We start from the raw sequence: 13921 nt of genomic DNA, 5'->3' as shown, positions 1-13921 counted from the left end.
TTCTGGAGCTCCCAATGTATATGGCGCAACCAGGCCATATTGATCATATCAAACAGGTCAATGCTGGTCGTGTATATAAACTCATTGACCAAAAAGGTCCCATTTCTCGCATCGATTTATCGAAGGAGAGTGAGCTTGCTCCGGCAAGTATTACCAAAATTACTCGTGAGTTAATTGAAGCTCATTTAATCCATGAAACGACAGTACAAGAAGCGATCAGCCGTGGCCGCCCAGCCGTTGGTTTACAAACCAATAATGAGGGATGGCAATTTTTATCCATGCGTTTAGGGCGTGGTTACCTAATTATTGCCCTGCATGAGTTGGGTGGTGAAGTGTTGATCGACACCAAAATTGAGATCCATGAGCTAGACCAAGATGACGTGCTCGCTAGGTTGCTTTACGAAATTGAAGAATTTTTTCAAACCTACTCGTCGCAATTGGATCGAGTGACGAGTATCGCAATTACCTTGCCCGGTTTAGTGAATTCAGAGCAAGGGATTGTACTGCAGATGCCTCATTACAATGTGGAAAATCTGGCTCTTGGTCCTGAAATTTATAAGGCGACGGGCCTACCTGTATTTGTGGCGAATGATACCCGAGCTTGGGCACTGGCTGAAAAGTTGTTTGGCCATTCGCAAGGCAATGAAAATTCAGTTCTTATCTCTATTCACCACGGTTTAGGGGCCGGCATTATCCTTGATGGCAGGGTGTTGCAAGGTCGGCACGGGAATATCGGTGAGTTAGGTCATATCCAAATTGATCCGCACGGTAAACGTTGCCATTGTGGCAATATTGGCTGTTTGGAGACAGTCGCCAGTTCGCAAGCAATTCGTGAAGAAGTGGCGCTGCGTATTGCAAACGGTGAGGTTTCATCATTGACTGAGCACAGTGAAATCACCATCGAAGATATCTGTGAAGCCGCAGCAGAGGGTGACCCATTAGCGGTGGATGTGATAGAGAAACTAGGGCGTTATTTAGGGGCCGCAATCGCAATTGTGATCAACCTGTTTAACCCAGAAAAAATTCTTATCGGTGGTGTTATTAACCAAGCTAAGAACGTGTTATACCCTGCATTGCAAAAATGCATCGAAGAGCAGAGCTTACCTGTCTATCATCAAGATCTCGAATTAGTGGAATCACGTTTTTATAAACAGGCAACCATGCCCGGTGCGGCTTTGATTAAACAAGCTCTCTATGATGGACTTTTGCTGATGAAAGTTGTCGAAGGTTAATTTTTTCGCGGTTAGATCATTTATATTTTTTACAATTAACCCATATGGCTATACTGTTATGTGAGTTCACTATAATTTTCGGGATTTCGTATGTCAGGTGTTTTAAATACGGTTGACCAGCGCACCAATCTTGTCGGAGAGAATCGACTTGAGTTGCTTTTATTCAGCTTAAATAGCCGGCAAATTTTTGCGATCAATGTATTTAAGGTGAGGGAAGTGATCAAAGTTCCTCAGTTAACGAAATTGCCCGGTTCTCATCATAATATTACGGGTGTAGCCTCATTGAGGGGAGTGCCAGTTCCTGTCATTGATTTGCGCAGTGCGATCGGTTTTCCTCCATCTCGCTTGGATAGCCAGGAACAGAACCTCATCATCACTGAGTACAATCGAACCATTCAAGGTTTTTTGGTTGGGCAAGTTCGCAATATTATCAATACCGCATGGACTGAAATTCAGCCACCACCGCGTTTAGCTGGCCGTTCTAATTACCTTACCGCTATCACCCATGTTAAAGAGGTCAACAGTAGCCATATTGTTGAAATCATTGATGTTGAAAAAGTGTTAGCTGAGATTATTGATTATGACGTTTCTATCTCAGAAGGCATTCTTGATCATGATTTGGTTGCGGAGATGGTCGGGCGAAAAATTCTGATTGTGGATGATTCTTCAACGGCTCGTAACCAAATAAAAGGGACGCTCTCACAGCTTGGTTTGGAAATTGTCGAATGCAGAGATGGCTTAGAAGCATTGAATCTTCTGAAGTCGTGGAGCGATGAAGGAAGAGATGTAACGAGTGAGCTTTTACTGATGATCACCGATGCTGAAATGCCAGAAATGGACGGCTATAAACTGACTTCCGAGATCCGTAATGATCCGAGAATGAAATCACTATTTATTACGTTAAACACGTCACTCAGTGGCAGCTTTAATGAAGCCATGGTACAAAAAGTGGGTTGTGATCGTTTTATCTCTAAATTCCAACCCGATTTATTAGTACAAGTGGCACAAGACCGATTACGTGATGTGCTTTTGTAAGACTTTTTAGCCATCATTACAATAAAGTCGTCTCTGTCGTCTCTAATGTAATGTGCCGACATAAAATAGTAACGTTCACCTCAAACGACAATGCCTTGCTGATGAGGCAAGGCATTGAAAGATTAAGAAAAAGCTAAGCCATTACTTTTTTCGGTTGTGCATCGATACATTGACCATTCACGGCTTGGCTTTCCGGCGCCATTAAATAGAGATAAAGCGGCATGATATCTTTAGGCGTTTTCAACAACTCCACATCTTCAGCGGGATAAGCTTTAGCGCGCATGCCAGTGCGCGTGCCACCGGGATTAATTGCATTCACTCGAATTGACGTGTTGCTTAGCTCATCAGCTAGCACTTGCATCATCCCTTCTGTGGCGAATTTTGACATAGCATAAGTGCCCCAAAAAGCACGACCATCATGGCCTACGGTTGAAGACGTAAATACAATCCGCGCATCTGGAGATTTGTGCAGCAATGGCAGCGCCGCTTGGCTGAGTAAGAATTGCGCTTTGACGTTGACCTGCATGACATCGTCATAAGAATCTTCACCGATCTGATCAAACGGGCTGATCGCACCCAAAAGCCCCGCGTTATGTAGCACACCATCTAAGCGACCAAACTGCTCTGCAATGGTATCGATCATATCGAGGTAATGTTGCTTGGTGGCTCCTTTCATGTCCAGCGGAACAATCGCAGGTGTTGCGTAGCCAGCGTTTTCTATCTCATCATAAGTTTGTTCTAACTTTTTCACCGTGCGGCCGAGCAAAATGACGGTTGCGCCGTGGGCTGCATAGCTGATGGCGGCTTGTTTACCGATACCGTCGCCAGCACCTGTAACTAAAATGACTCTATCTTTGAGGGCATCTGCAGAAACTGAATAATCCACCTTGTGCTTCCTTATTGTTATGATTTGCTTTAAGTCTTCGTGACAAGGTGGTTACAATACACCAAATCAAAACCTATGAGGATTAGGACGTTGGAATTTTTATTGGACTACGGCCTATTTTTGGCCAAGATTGCGACAATCGTCGTCGCTCTTGTTGTGCTATTGGTCATTGTGAAATCGGTGGGCGGAAAAAACAGCGCGCAGAAAGGCGAGCTGGAAGTAGTGAATTTAACCGAGCGTCATAAAGAAATGGTCGAGCAAATGGAACACCATCTGCACGATGATGCTTTCTTGAAGGCTCGCGATAAAGCAGAAAAGAAAAGCGAAAAAGAGAAAAACAAAGCACGTGACAAAGCGATCAAAAAAGCGGCCAAAGAGGGAGCGCTAGATACCAAACGTGAACCGCATCTCTTTGTCTTGGATTTCAACGGCAGTATTGATGCCAAAGAAGTGAGTTCGCTACGCGAGGAAGTGACCGCCATTCTCGCCGTTGCTCGTCAAGGTGATGAAGTGTTGCTGCGTTTAGAGACTGGCGGTGGCATGGTGCATGGTTATGGTTTGGCTTCTTCGCAGCTCGATCGCATTAAAGCGGCTGGGTTACCCCTAACCATCGCAGTTGATAAAGTGGCCGCCAGCGGTGGTTATATGATGGCGTGTATTGCTGATAAAATTGTGGCCGCTCCTTTTGCGATTGTCGGTTCCATTGGCGTTATCGCGCAACTACCTAACTTTAATAAACTGCTTAAAAAACATGATATTGAATTTGAACAATTGACCGCAGGTGAATACAAACGCACGCTGACTATGTTTGGTGAAAACAGTGATAAAGCGCGCGATAAGTTCAAGCAAGAACTCGAAGAGACTCACGAACTGTTTAAAGATTTTATCCGCGAGCATCGCCCAGCGCTTGACCTTGAGAAAGTGGCCACTGGCGAACACTGGTTTGGTACTCAAGCTCAAGAGCTCGGTTTAGTCGATGAGATCAAAACTTCTGACGACTTAGTGGTTGCTGCGTGTAAAGATAAAACGGTACTGGCAATCCATTATGTGCAGAAGAAAAAACTGACTGATAAATTGGCTGGTGTTGCGGGCGAAGCGGCTGATAGTGTGTTGCTGAAATTGATCAGTCGCGGTCAACGGCCAATCGTTTAGGTTAGGCGCGTCTTTCTCGAAGCAGGCAGATTATTTTTCGGAGAGTATTAAGCGGAGAAGTGCGTTACTTCTCCGTTTTTTTTGATCTCAGCCATTCACCGATGGCGAGTATCAACCCGGCCAACATGCCTGCTAAATGCGCTTCGATAGCCACGCGTGCATTAATAAGCTCACTGGTGTTACTTGAAGCGCCGAAAATTTGCTCCCAGACAACTTTGACAATAACACCAACCACCAACAGCCAACTGCTGCGACGCCCTTGCAGTGCTTCTTGCAGCGCCAAATAGGCAAACATTCCATGGAGCGCGCCTGAAAGGCCGACATAGACTTGCATACGGCTCAAAAAAAGGCTGATGCCTACCATCAGGCTGGTTGCCAGAAGGCTGATTAACCATTTTTTACTGCTCGGCTGAAACACAAAATGGATAATCCACAGCCCTGCGAGGTTCATACCAAGATGTGTAAAGTTGGTGTGTGTGAAATTTCCTGTTAGGATCCGCCACCATTGGCCCGCTTCAATGGCAGGCCGATTCCACGCACTAAGGGCGGCCAGTGGCGGCCATTGTAACCCCAAGCAGACCAAGCTGATAGCAAGTAGTGCAAAATAACGATTTTTTTGATGGTTTATGTTTAGTAAGCAAAGGCGAAAGTAATTCACGTTATGTCTCGATACTGTTCTCAATGTGGTAAAGCGCGAAAAGCCTGCATCTGTTCTTTGATCGTACCGCTTTCCTCGTCGGTCGAGCTTATCATTCTTCAACATCCGACAGAAGAACATCGCCCAATGGGCACAGCCAGAATTCTCGATTTATCTTTAGCGAATTGCAGGCGCTTTGTTGCCGAAGATTTTAGCCAGCACACTCAGCTGAATGAGTGCTTAGCTGAGCCGGATGTGCTCAACTATGTACTTTACCCGCATGAGACTGCGCAGCCCGTGTCGGCTATGAATATCAATGCTGATACCAGAAAAGTACGAGTTATTTTACTCGATGGTACTTGGAAGAAAGCGTATAAAATGTGGCAACTCTCGAGCAATTTACATTCGCTACCGTGTTTGCACTTGCCGACCGATCTCAAAGGCAATTATCGCATTCGCAAGGCACCGAGTGAAAACAGCTTATCAACTGTTGAAGCTGGTTTTCATATCTTGTCATTGCTTGAGCCTCGGCAAAGTTTTCAACCGCTCCTTGATGCTTTTGATGCGATGGTTGCCTTTCAAATTAGCCAAATGCCAGCTGGGGTTTTTAAGCAAAACTATATCAGCGAGTAACCGCTATATCAGTGAGTAATGATGGCAGAAGCTACCACTCAACCAGCCATTAATAGTGATTATGAGCAGAGAAGAGTTGTTGATGGAGCCTTTGCGCATAGCCATCGGTCATAGCCGAAATATAGTCACAGATAACGCGCATACCATCGTTTTCATTGGTTTGGGCTTGCCACTTACCGCGCGTTGTTTCTGGCAGTAAGCGTTCAGGATCGGCGCTTAGCGCTTCAAATAGATCCATGATGATCTGCTGGCCTTTGTATTCAAAACGCTGCACTTGCGGAATTTGAATCACATATTGGCTCACAAATGATTTCAGTACTTCCAGCGCGGCGGCCATATTGGGTTCTAAATAGGCGTTGAAGGCGAGTAATTCATTCTCAAAATGCGCATCAACGGCTTGAATATGAATGCTAGTCAGTAGCGCATTAACAATCCCGCCAATCGCATCTTTACGACGGTAATGTTTGCCTGCAAACAGCATTTCACTGATGGAAGCGATGTGTTCTTCAAACCACGCATCGCCGCATTCGGCCAGTTTCGAGGCCGCGGCCTCTTGCCACTGTTGGCGAGTCACCATGCCAAGCACGATGGCATCTTCTAAATCGTGCACGCCGTAGGCAATGTCATCGGCCAGCTCCATGATTGAGCAATCGAGTGATTTAAAGCGAGTCTTGTGATGTTGATAAGGCGTTGTGGGCTGACCACGCATTTGACTGAGTAGAGCTTTATCTTGCGCAGAGAGCGGCTCTGTTACCCAAGAAAAAATCGCGTGATCGCAATCGTATATTCCCTTAGCCGGCGACCACTCTTTAGCTTTCAACTGACGCTGGTGAGCGACTGCATTGGGTTGCTGTACGGCGCGAGTTTGGCTCAGCAGCGCAGGGTATTTTAATAACCCCAGCACAGTGCGGCGTGACAGGTTCATACCATGGTGTTCGGTGTAAGGCTCTAAGCTAGTCACAATACGGAAGGTTTGCGCGTTGCCTTCAAAGCCGCCGTGATCGCGCATCATATAATTGAGCGCCACTTCGCCGCCATGACCATAAGGAGGGTGACCGATATCATGCGCTAGGCATAAGGAATCGATCAAACTATCCGAAGGCAGCAAATCACGAAACTCTGGTTGCTTGAGTTTAATTTGCGCCACTATACCAGTGCCGAGTTGCGCGGCTTCTAAGGAGTGAGTGAGGCGAGTGCGATGGAAATCATTCAAGCTAGTGCCATGTACTTGAGTTTTGGCTTGCAAGCGACGAAATGCAGCCGAGTGAAGAATACGTGCCCGATCGCGTTGGAAAGGGCTGCGGTGATCATCGCGGCGGATTTTATGCTCATCATCTTGGCGTTCAAGCCATTTGGGGTCAATGGATATATCCATGCCATCTCCTGCAGTACATTTATGTTTTTCAAACACTTAACAAGTAACTTAGCGTGAGTTAGCTGATCTCGTCCAGCGTTAATTCGAAACTAGGGGCAAAGGTATTGAGAAAATACTCCATCTCAGGTGTATGGCGATCTCGCAAGGTGACGTCTAAACGTTTTTTGGCCAGCGCATATTCATGGTTGCCCGCACTGAGTTCTTCTAAGCATTTGAGATAGGCGCAGAGTGAATCTGCCTGTTTGACTATCGCCACATCTTCAGGGTGCGCGGCGTCTGAAACGAGATATGGAGCAAAATCCTCACGCAGCTCTTTAGGCAACATCGAGAGCAGTTTTTGTTCGGCGGCGGCTTCTATCTTTTTGTATTCTTTCGCAATATCGGGGTTGTAGTATTTAACTGGTGTCGGAAGATCGCCCGTCAACACTTCACTGGTATCGTGGTACATACCTAAAATCGCAATCCGTTCAGGGTTGACCTTGCCGCCAAATTTTTTGTTTTTGATTACGGCTAAAGCGTGAGCGACAAATGCCACTTGTAGGCTGTGTTCAGAGATATTTTCACTGGAGATGGATCGCATTAAAGGCCAGCGTTGAATTAACTTCATTCGGGCTAAGTGAGCAAAAAAGTGACTCTCTTTCATTGCAATAAACATCCTTGCTGTGTCGGGGGCCAAGAGAAAAATTGGCGATTAAAAGAAAACGGGCGCACTTTCCAGTATCGAAAAGTGCGCCCGTTTAGCATATGGAAGTTTACGTCAGAATGCTACTGACTGTAGGTCGATAAGAAACGTTCGAAGCGGCCAATGGCAATTTCCAAATCTTCAATATGCGGTAAGGTGACAATGCGGAAGTGGTCCGGTTTTGGCCAGTTAAAGCCCGTTCCTTGAACCAATAGCACTTTCTCTTGTTTTAAGAAGTCGAGCACCATTTTTTGGTCATCTTTAATGCTGTACATTTTCGTGTCGATTTTCGGGAACAGGTACATGGCTCCTTTAGGTTTGACACATGAGACGCCGGGGATCTGGTTGATCAATTCCCACGCGCGGTCGCGCTGTTCGAGTAGTCGGCCGCCGGGTAAAATCAGCTCATTGATACTTTGATAGCCACCTAATGCGGTTTGAATCGCATGCTGCATGGGCACGTTGGCACACAAACGCATTGAGGCAAGCATTTCCAAACCAGCTACATAACCTTTGGCGATGTGTTTTGGCCCGGTAAGGAACATCCAACCACCACGGAACCCGCATACACGGTACGCTTTTGACAGGCCGTTAAAAGTGACCATTAAAACATCATCAGCCAGTGTTGAAATGGGCGTATGGGTTGCACCATCGTATAAGATTTTGTCGTAGATTTCGTCGGCGAAAATGATCAATTTATGCTTGCGGGCAATCTCAACAATTTCCAGCAGGAAATCACGGCTATAGACAGCACCTGTTGGGTTGTTGGGGTTGATCAACACAATACCGCGTGTTTTGGGCGTGATTTTACTGTTGATGTCGTTGAGATCAGGATACCAATCGGCTTCTTCATCACACAAGTAATGCACAGCAGTGCCACCGGAGAGGGCGACCGAAGCGGTCCATAATGGATAATCAGGAGCAGGGACAAGCATTTCATCGCCATTATTAAGCAGCGCTTGCATCGCCATCACGATAAGCTCTGAAGCACCATTACCGATGTAAACATCTTCTACATCTAGGCTACGCAGCCCTTTTTTCTGGTAGTGCTGCACCACGGCTTTGCGCGCGGAATAGATCCCCTTTGAGTCGCAATAGCCTTGTGAAGTAGGCAGATTACGGATCACATCAACTAGGATTTCATCTGGGGCGTCAAAGCCAAATGGGGCGGGGTTACCAATGTTTAACTTCAGTATTTTATGCCCCTCTTCCTCCATGCGTTTAGCATGTTTGAGTACAGGACCCCTAATGTCATAGCAGACATTGTCGAGTTTTGACGACATCCCGATATTTTGCATTGTATAATTCCTGAAAAATAAATAATTTCTTTATTAAACTACACTAAATTGATGTTTGATAGAATAAAAATCTGCCACTGTGCGCTTTTAGGATACAGATGAGGATGCCCGTTATCACAGGAATCTGCAAAAGATAACTCGTAACCTTGATTTCGTTTCCCTCTCTAAATAGAGTAGCCGTCAGTAGAGCCCGTGTCTCAATGTTTTCGAGGTCGATTTGTCGCATTTTCATCAAGCTATTGCTCGGTTAATCGAGCAAATAAACGACGCGAAGGATGATGACGTTCGTTTTGTACAAATACTGCAAGAAGCTCCCCCTTTCGCGCCAATTGATTGGCTTGAAGCGCAACCCATTTTCCCTAAATTTTATTGGCAGTCACGCGATACGCGCGAAGAAGTCGTGGCATTAGGTCAGCTGTATACTTTTTCTGAGGCTGAACCTGCCTACGCTATTCTTGGTCAGGAGCAGCGAGTTTGGGGTGGACGTTCTTTTGATGGGCATACGGACAAAAATCGCCGTTGTCTATCCTCATTTTTCTTTTTACCGCAAATTGAGCTGATTTGCTGTGATGGTCAGTGGTCATTGGCGGCGAATATTACCGCTGAACGCCAACGAACCTTGGTCGCACTGCATAAACTGCAACTTGATGTTAGTCCGTTACGTGGTATGACGTCACATATAAAACAAGTCACCCATCAACCTAATGAGGTGAAGTGGCAGCAGTTGGTCAATCAAGTGCTTGAGGGAATTGGTCATCAAGCGTTTAAGAAAGTGGTACTCGCGCGGCAAACGACACTCAGTTTAGATAAGCCGTTAAGCGCGGCGCAGTTGCTTAAGGCAAGTGCGGCGCACAATCATCACAGTTTTCATTTTTTATTAGCATTTGATCAAAAACACAGCTTTATGGGGTCGACACCTGAGCGTTTGTACGCTCGTCAAGGGCAGACTTTGTATACCGAAGCGCTGGCGGGAACTATAGGTCGGGGAGAAAATGCGAGCCAAGACATGGAGTTATCTCATTGGCTTACTCAAGACAGTAAAAATCTTAATGAAAATCAATATGTAGTGGATGACATTATTGAACGGTTAACGCCTCATTCTGAAAGGGTTGATGTTGAACAGGACGTCCGTTTAGTGCGTTTGCGCAAAGTGCAACATTTAAAACGGGGTATCCATGCGCAGCTGAAAAAGGGTGTGAATGGTGTACAACTGCTGAACGCGTTACAACCGACCGCGGCCGTGGCTGGCCTGCCGCGTAAAGCGGCGATGGATTTTATTCAGGCTAATGAGCCTTTTGCACGTGGTTGGTATGCCGGCTCAGTCGGTTATTTTAGCCATCAACAAGCGGAGTTTTGTGTGGCGATTCGCAGCGCTTTGCTGGTGGACAATCAGGTCCAACTGTTTGCCGGAGCGGGCATTGTTCCAGGTTCAGTTGCTGAGCATGAATGGCAAGAGTTAGACAAAAAAATGGCAACCTTACTGAGTTTGATCAGCGACCATTTTCCTCTAGGAGTGGCGTCATGAAGCATGACCAAGCAGTGCTGAACCGAATTTGGAGCCAAACGCTACTTGAGGAGCTTACTCGACTTGGGGTGCAAGAGATCTGTATTGCACCAGGTTCACGCTCAACACCTTTGACCTTAGAGGCGGCCGCCAATCACAAGCTTTCAATCCATACTCACTTTGATGAGCGTGGGCTGGGCTTTCTTGCTTTAGGTCTTGCTAAGGCGAGCCAAAAACCAGTTGCGGTGATTGTCACTTCTGGCACGGCGGCGGCTAATTTACTGCCAGCGATTGCTGAGTCACACCTCACGGGTGAAAAACTCGTTGTACTCACGGCTGACCGGCCCGTTGAGCTCGTGGGATGCGGTGCGAATCAAGCAATCAATCAAGTAGGTATTTACTCATCACATGTCACGCAGGCGGTGAATCTACCCAGTCCATCGACGACTATCCCATTGACTTGGTTGTTAACCACAGTGGATGAGGCTATGGCTAACCAAGATTATATGGGTGGTGCAATACATATTAACTGTCCTTTTCCCGAACCACTTTATGCCGAACATGATGTAGATCTCTACGCGGACTATTTGGCTGTGATTGAAGCGTGGCGTCAGCGTGAGCAAGCATTCAGCTCTCGCCAGTACCAAACCCAAACCAAAACGTTAGATGATGCTGCATGGCTGAGTAAAAAAGGGCTGGTGATTCTTGGGTCGTTGACGTTAGCTGAAGCGAAGAAGGCCAAGCATTTTGCCAACAAACTTGGCTGGCCAGTCTTATGTGATCCACAATCAGGTGTGAGCAGCGAATGGGCGCATTTTGATTTATGGTTGCAAAATGCGCGAGCACGTGAGCTGCTTAGTGAAAGTGAGGTGGTGATCCAATTCGGTTCACGGCTGGTCTCAAAACGGCTTACTCAATGGCTAGCTAGCCATGCCTACACGGGTAACGTGCAGTATATTTACGTTTCACCCCAAATGGCACGTAATAATCAAAGCCATCTGATGCAACAGCAGTTTGTCACTGATATTGCGTGCTGGGTCGATCGGCATATTGGTAAATTAACGGCTTTAGGTGCGGCGCAAGCGGGTTGGTCGGATCGGATAAAAAGTGTGGCGCAAGAGATTGCCCAACTGGCTAAATTACATTTGAACGGTGACTCTTCCATTACAGAGATTGGTTTAGCGCTCGATATGGCCGAGCGTAGCGAAGGGGCCGACCTATTTATCGGCAACAGTTTGTTCGTCCGTTTAGCCGATATGTTTGCTCAAATTGAGGGACGTTCGGTTTACTCCAATCGAGGCGCTTCGGGCATTGATGGCTTAGTGGCAACTGCCGCAGGAGTACAGCGAGCCAATCATAATCCAATGTTGGTATTTATTGGTGACACGTCATTGCTGTATGATCTGAATTCTCTAGCTCTGCTTAGCCAAGTCAGCACGCCTCTGGTGCTGGTGGTGGTGAATAATGATGGTGGCGCTATTTTTGATCTATTACCCGTTCCCAAAACGCACAAAACCGCCTTGTACCAAATGCCCCATGGCTACCAATTTGAACACGCCGCACGGCAGTTTCGTTTAGGTTATGCTTGTCCGCAAACCTTATCTGCTTATCAAAGCTTGGTCCGTGAACATTTACAGAAGGGTACTGGCACCTTATTGGTTGAAGTGACCACGCCGTCTGGGCAAGCCGGTGAGCAAATCACACAATTTACCCAGCAAGTCTATGCTTTGTAGTCGTTTTTATTGCAGCACCACCACAGGTTCGACGTCGGTCGAGCCAGTGTTGGTTTTTCTACATGGTTTACTAGGCAGTGGGCGAGATTGGTCGAAAACGGCGGTTTTCCTTTCGCCATACTCGCAATTATGGATTGATCTTCCCGGCCATGGCGGTAGTCACTCTCTCTTATGTGATGACTTTGATGAGTGCTGCGCTCACATTTCTGCAACCGTGCTTAAGCAGCTTGGCGAAAAAACACCTATCGTATTGGTGGGCTATTCACTTGGTGGAAGGCTGGCAATGTATGGCGTGGCGATGCAGCGTTTTTCGGCGTTGAATATTCAAGGTTTGATCGTTGAGGGTGGCAACTTCGGCTTGCAGAGTTCTTTTGAACGTGAGCAACGATTGAAAAATGATCACCATTGGGCACATCGTTTCCAAACTGAGCAGATTGAGCGAGTTTTGGTCGATTGGTATCATCAACCCGTTTTTTCTTCATTAAATCATGAGCAAAGACAAACTTTAGTCACTCAACGCAGTGCTAATCTTGGGGTGGCAGTGGCTCACATGCTACTTTCGACTTCATTGGCAAAGCAGCCTTATCTGCTCGCACAACTTGAGCAAGTCGCATTGCCAATGGTCTATATTTGTGGGGAGAAGGACAGCAAGTTTGTTCATCTGGCACAGCAAAGCGGTTTCGAATATCGCCAAGTGCGGGCTGCAGGGCATAATGTCCATCATGAGCAGCCCGAAGTATTTGCTCATCTTATTCAAAAATTTATCAGCCAATGCTAACGCGTTGGTTCAAAAACAATTAATAGAACAATGGAAAGCACCATGGCTAAAACAGTCGGTATTACTGAACAAGAATTGTATGCACCAGTCATCTGGAGTGACTGCAGCGCCGAATATGAAGATATTCACTATCACAAATCGCAAGATGGCATTGCCAAAATTACGATTGCCCGTCCTCAGGTGCGTAATGCCTTTCGCCCACAAACGGTTAAAGAGATGATCAGTGCGCTGGCCGATGCGCGTTATGATGAGCAAGTTGGCGTGATCATTCTAACTGGCCTTGGTGAAGCGGCATTTTGCTCTGGTGGCGATCAAAAAATTCGTGGCGACTACGGCGGCTATCGTGATGAGTCCGGTACGCATCATCTCAATGTGCTCGATTTCCAACGCCAAATTCGTACCTGTCCGAAACCTGTAATTGCGGCGGTGGCTGGTTGGGCTGTCGGTGGTGGCCATGTGCTGCATATGATGTGCGATTTAACTATAGCGGCAGAAAATGCCCAGTTTGGTCAAACAGGACCCAAAGTGGGTTCATTCGATGGTGGATGGGGTGCGTCTTACATGGCCCGTATCGTTGGGCAGAAAAAAGCGCGTGAAATTTGGTTCCTTTGCCGTTTTTATGATGCTCAAGAAGCGTTGGACATGGGGCTGGTCAACACGGTTGTGCCAGTAGCTGATTTAGAAAAAGAGACGGTTCGCTGGTGTCGTGAAGTATTGCAGCATAGCCCTATGGCGCTGCGCTGTTTGAAAGCAGCGCTCAACGCAGATTGTGACGGCCAAGCAGGTTTGCAAGAACTGGCGGGTAACGCAACCATGATGTTCTATATGACAGAAGAGGGGCAAGAAGGGCGCAATGCCTTCAATGAAAAACGCCGCCCTGATTTCAATAAATTCCCTCGTAATCCTTAAGCGTAAAATCGGCTCAAATCATCCATTTTCCGTGATGATTTGGGCTAGTGGTCTCAATGAACAAAGT

Annotated in this window: 13 protein-coding genes; 8 read left to right on the top strand and 5 right to left on the bottom strand. The window is 46.7% G+C overall.

Translation table 11 applies throughout. The features are described from left to right. Positions 1–14 precede the first annotated feature (14 nt). Together mlc and AACV12_RS03625 are read left to right on the top strand one after the other, a co-directional pair. Positions 15–1232, top strand: coding sequence for a sugar metabolism global transcriptional regulator Mlc (mlc, locus tag AACV12_RS03630; protein ID WP_013856420.1), 1218 nt, complete (start codon positions 15–17; stop codon positions 1230–1232). 90 nt (positions 1233–1322) lie between these two features. Continuing rightward, on the top strand, positions 1323–2267 hold the full coding sequence (locus tag AACV12_RS03625) for a chemotaxis protein CheV (protein ID WP_170899947.1): 945 nt from the start codon (positions 1323–1325) through the stop codon (positions 2265–2267). A gap of 133 nt (positions 2268–2400) precedes the next feature. Here AACV12_RS03625 and AACV12_RS03620 read toward each other — a convergent pair whose 3' ends face one another. Further along, positions 2401–3153: a YciK family oxidoreductase gene (locus AACV12_RS03620; RefSeq protein WP_170899946.1), complete on the bottom strand. Its 753-nt coding sequence runs from the start codon at positions 3151–3153 to the stop codon at positions 2401–2403. Between the two features lie 90 nt (positions 3154–3243). Here AACV12_RS03620 and sohB point away from each other — a divergent pair, with 90 nt between their 5' ends. Then, complete coding sequence (gene sohB, locus AACV12_RS03615) at positions 3244–4305, top strand: protease SohB (RefSeq protein ID WP_026028277.1); 1062 nt, start codon at positions 3244–3246, stop codon at positions 4303–4305. Positions 4306–4369: 64 nt separating this feature from the next. Here sohB and rrtA read toward each other — a convergent pair whose 3' ends face one another. Further along, positions 4370–4963 carry a rhombosortase gene (gene rrtA / locus AACV12_RS03610; protein ID WP_013856424.1) on the bottom strand — a complete coding sequence of 198 codons (594 nt, stop codon included), beginning with the start codon at positions 4961–4963 and terminating at the stop codon, positions 4370–4372. A gap of 3 nt (positions 4964–4966) precedes the next feature. Between rrtA and AACV12_RS03605 the strand changes: the two genes are divergently transcribed. After that, on the top strand, positions 4967–5575 hold the full coding sequence (locus AACV12_RS03605) for a tRNA-uridine aminocarboxypropyltransferase (RefSeq protein ID WP_170898658.1): 609 nt from the start codon (positions 4967–4969) through the stop codon (positions 5573–5575). 49 nt (positions 5576–5624) lie between these two features. Here the strand turns inward: AACV12_RS03605 and AACV12_RS03600 are convergent, their stop codons facing one another. The 3 genes from AACV12_RS03600 to AACV12_RS03590 all read right to left on the bottom strand — a co-directional run bounded on the left by AACV12_RS03600 (position 5625) and on the right by AACV12_RS03590 (position 8930). Then, on the bottom strand, positions 5625–6950 hold the full coding sequence (locus AACV12_RS03600; protein WP_170899945.1) for an anti-phage deoxyguanosine triphosphatase: 1326 nt from the start codon (positions 6948–6950) through the stop codon (positions 5625–5627). Positions 6951–7008: 58 nt separating this feature from the next. Next, a complete protein-coding gene (yfbR, locus tag AACV12_RS03595; protein ID WP_029189779.1) occupies positions 7009–7593 on the bottom strand; it encodes a 5'-deoxynucleotidase in 585 nt (194 codons plus the stop codon). Positions 7594–7715: 122 nt separating this feature from the next. Then, positions 7716–8930 (bottom strand): pyridoxal phosphate-dependent aminotransferase, encoded by a 1215-nt coding sequence (locus AACV12_RS03590; protein ID WP_013856428.1) that lies wholly within the window; start codon positions 8928–8930, stop codon positions 7716–7718. 217 nt (positions 8931–9147) lie between these two features. On the opposite strand from AACV12_RS03590, the gene AACV12_RS03585 reads away from it, so the two are divergent. The 4 genes from AACV12_RS03585 to menB are packed head-to-tail and all read left to right on the top strand — an operon-like array spanning position 9148 to position 13854. Further along, a complete protein-coding gene (locus tag AACV12_RS03585) occupies positions 9148–10455 on the top strand; it encodes an isochorismate synthase (protein WP_047687865.1) in 1308 nt (435 codons plus the stop codon). Next, positions 10452–12167 carry a 2-succinyl-5-enolpyruvyl-6-hydroxy-3-cyclohexene-1-carboxylic-acid synthase gene (gene menD, locus AACV12_RS03580; RefSeq protein WP_170899944.1) on the top strand — a complete coding sequence of 572 codons (1716 nt, stop codon included), beginning with the start codon at positions 10452–10454 and terminating at the stop codon, positions 12165–12167. Before AACV12_RS03585 ends, menD begins: the two co-directional genes overlap by 4 nt. Further along, positions 12157–12945: a 2-succinyl-6-hydroxy-2,4-cyclohexadiene-1-carboxylate synthase gene (gene menH / locus AACV12_RS03575; RefSeq protein ID WP_170899943.1), complete on the top strand. Its 789-nt coding sequence runs from the start codon at positions 12157–12159 to the stop codon at positions 12943–12945. The genes menD and menH overlap by 11 nt, the downstream gene beginning before the upstream one ends. A gap of 42 nt (positions 12946–12987) precedes the next feature. Then, positions 12988–13854 (top strand): 1,4-dihydroxy-2-naphthoyl-CoA synthase, encoded by an 867-nt coding sequence (gene menB / locus AACV12_RS03570; RefSeq protein WP_026027256.1) that lies wholly within the window; start codon positions 12988–12990, stop codon positions 13852–13854. The last annotated feature ends 67 nt before the right edge of the window (positions 13855–13921 follow it).

The organism is Vibrio sp. 2-2(8), assembly GCF_963888495.1.
Lineage (GTDB): Bacteria > Pseudomonadota > Gammaproteobacteria > Enterobacterales > Vibrionaceae > Vibrio > Vibrio anguillarum.
This window is presented reverse-complemented; position numbering and strand designations above follow the sequence as displayed.

Bases quoted from the DNA above. Each gene is read 5' to 3' on its own strand.
- mlc (WP_013856420.1), top strand. From the start codon at position 15: ATGTATATGGCGCAACCAGGCCATATTGATCATATCAAACAGGTCAAT.
- AACV12_RS03625 (WP_170899947.1), top strand. From the start codon at position 1,323: ATGTCAGGTGTTTTAAATACGGTTGACCAGCGCACCAATCTTGTCGGA.
- AACV12_RS03605 (WP_170898658.1), top strand. From the start codon at position 4,967: ATGTCTCGATACTGTTCTCAATGTGGTAAAGCGCGAAAAGCCTGCATC.
- AACV12_RS03600 (WP_170899945.1), bottom strand. From the start codon at position 6,950: ATGGATATATCCATTGACCCCAAATGGCTTGAACGCCAAGATGATGAG.
- yfbR (WP_029189779.1), bottom strand. From the start codon at position 7,593: ATGAAAGAGAGTCACTTTTTTGCTCACTTAGCCCGAATGAAGTTAATT.
- AACV12_RS03590 (WP_013856428.1), bottom strand. From the start codon at position 8,930: ATGCAAAATATCGGGATGTCGTCAAAACTCGACAATGTCTGCTATGAC.
- menD (WP_170899944.1), top strand. From the start codon at position 10,452: ATGAAGCATGACCAAGCAGTGCTGAACCGAATTTGGAGCCAAACGCTA.
- menH (WP_170899943.1), top strand. From the start codon at position 12,157: ATGCTTTGTAGTCGTTTTTATTGCAGCACCACCACAGGTTCGACGTCG.
- menB (WP_026027256.1), top strand. From the start codon at position 12,988: ATGGCTAAAACAGTCGGTATTACTGAACAAGAATTGTATGCACCAGTC.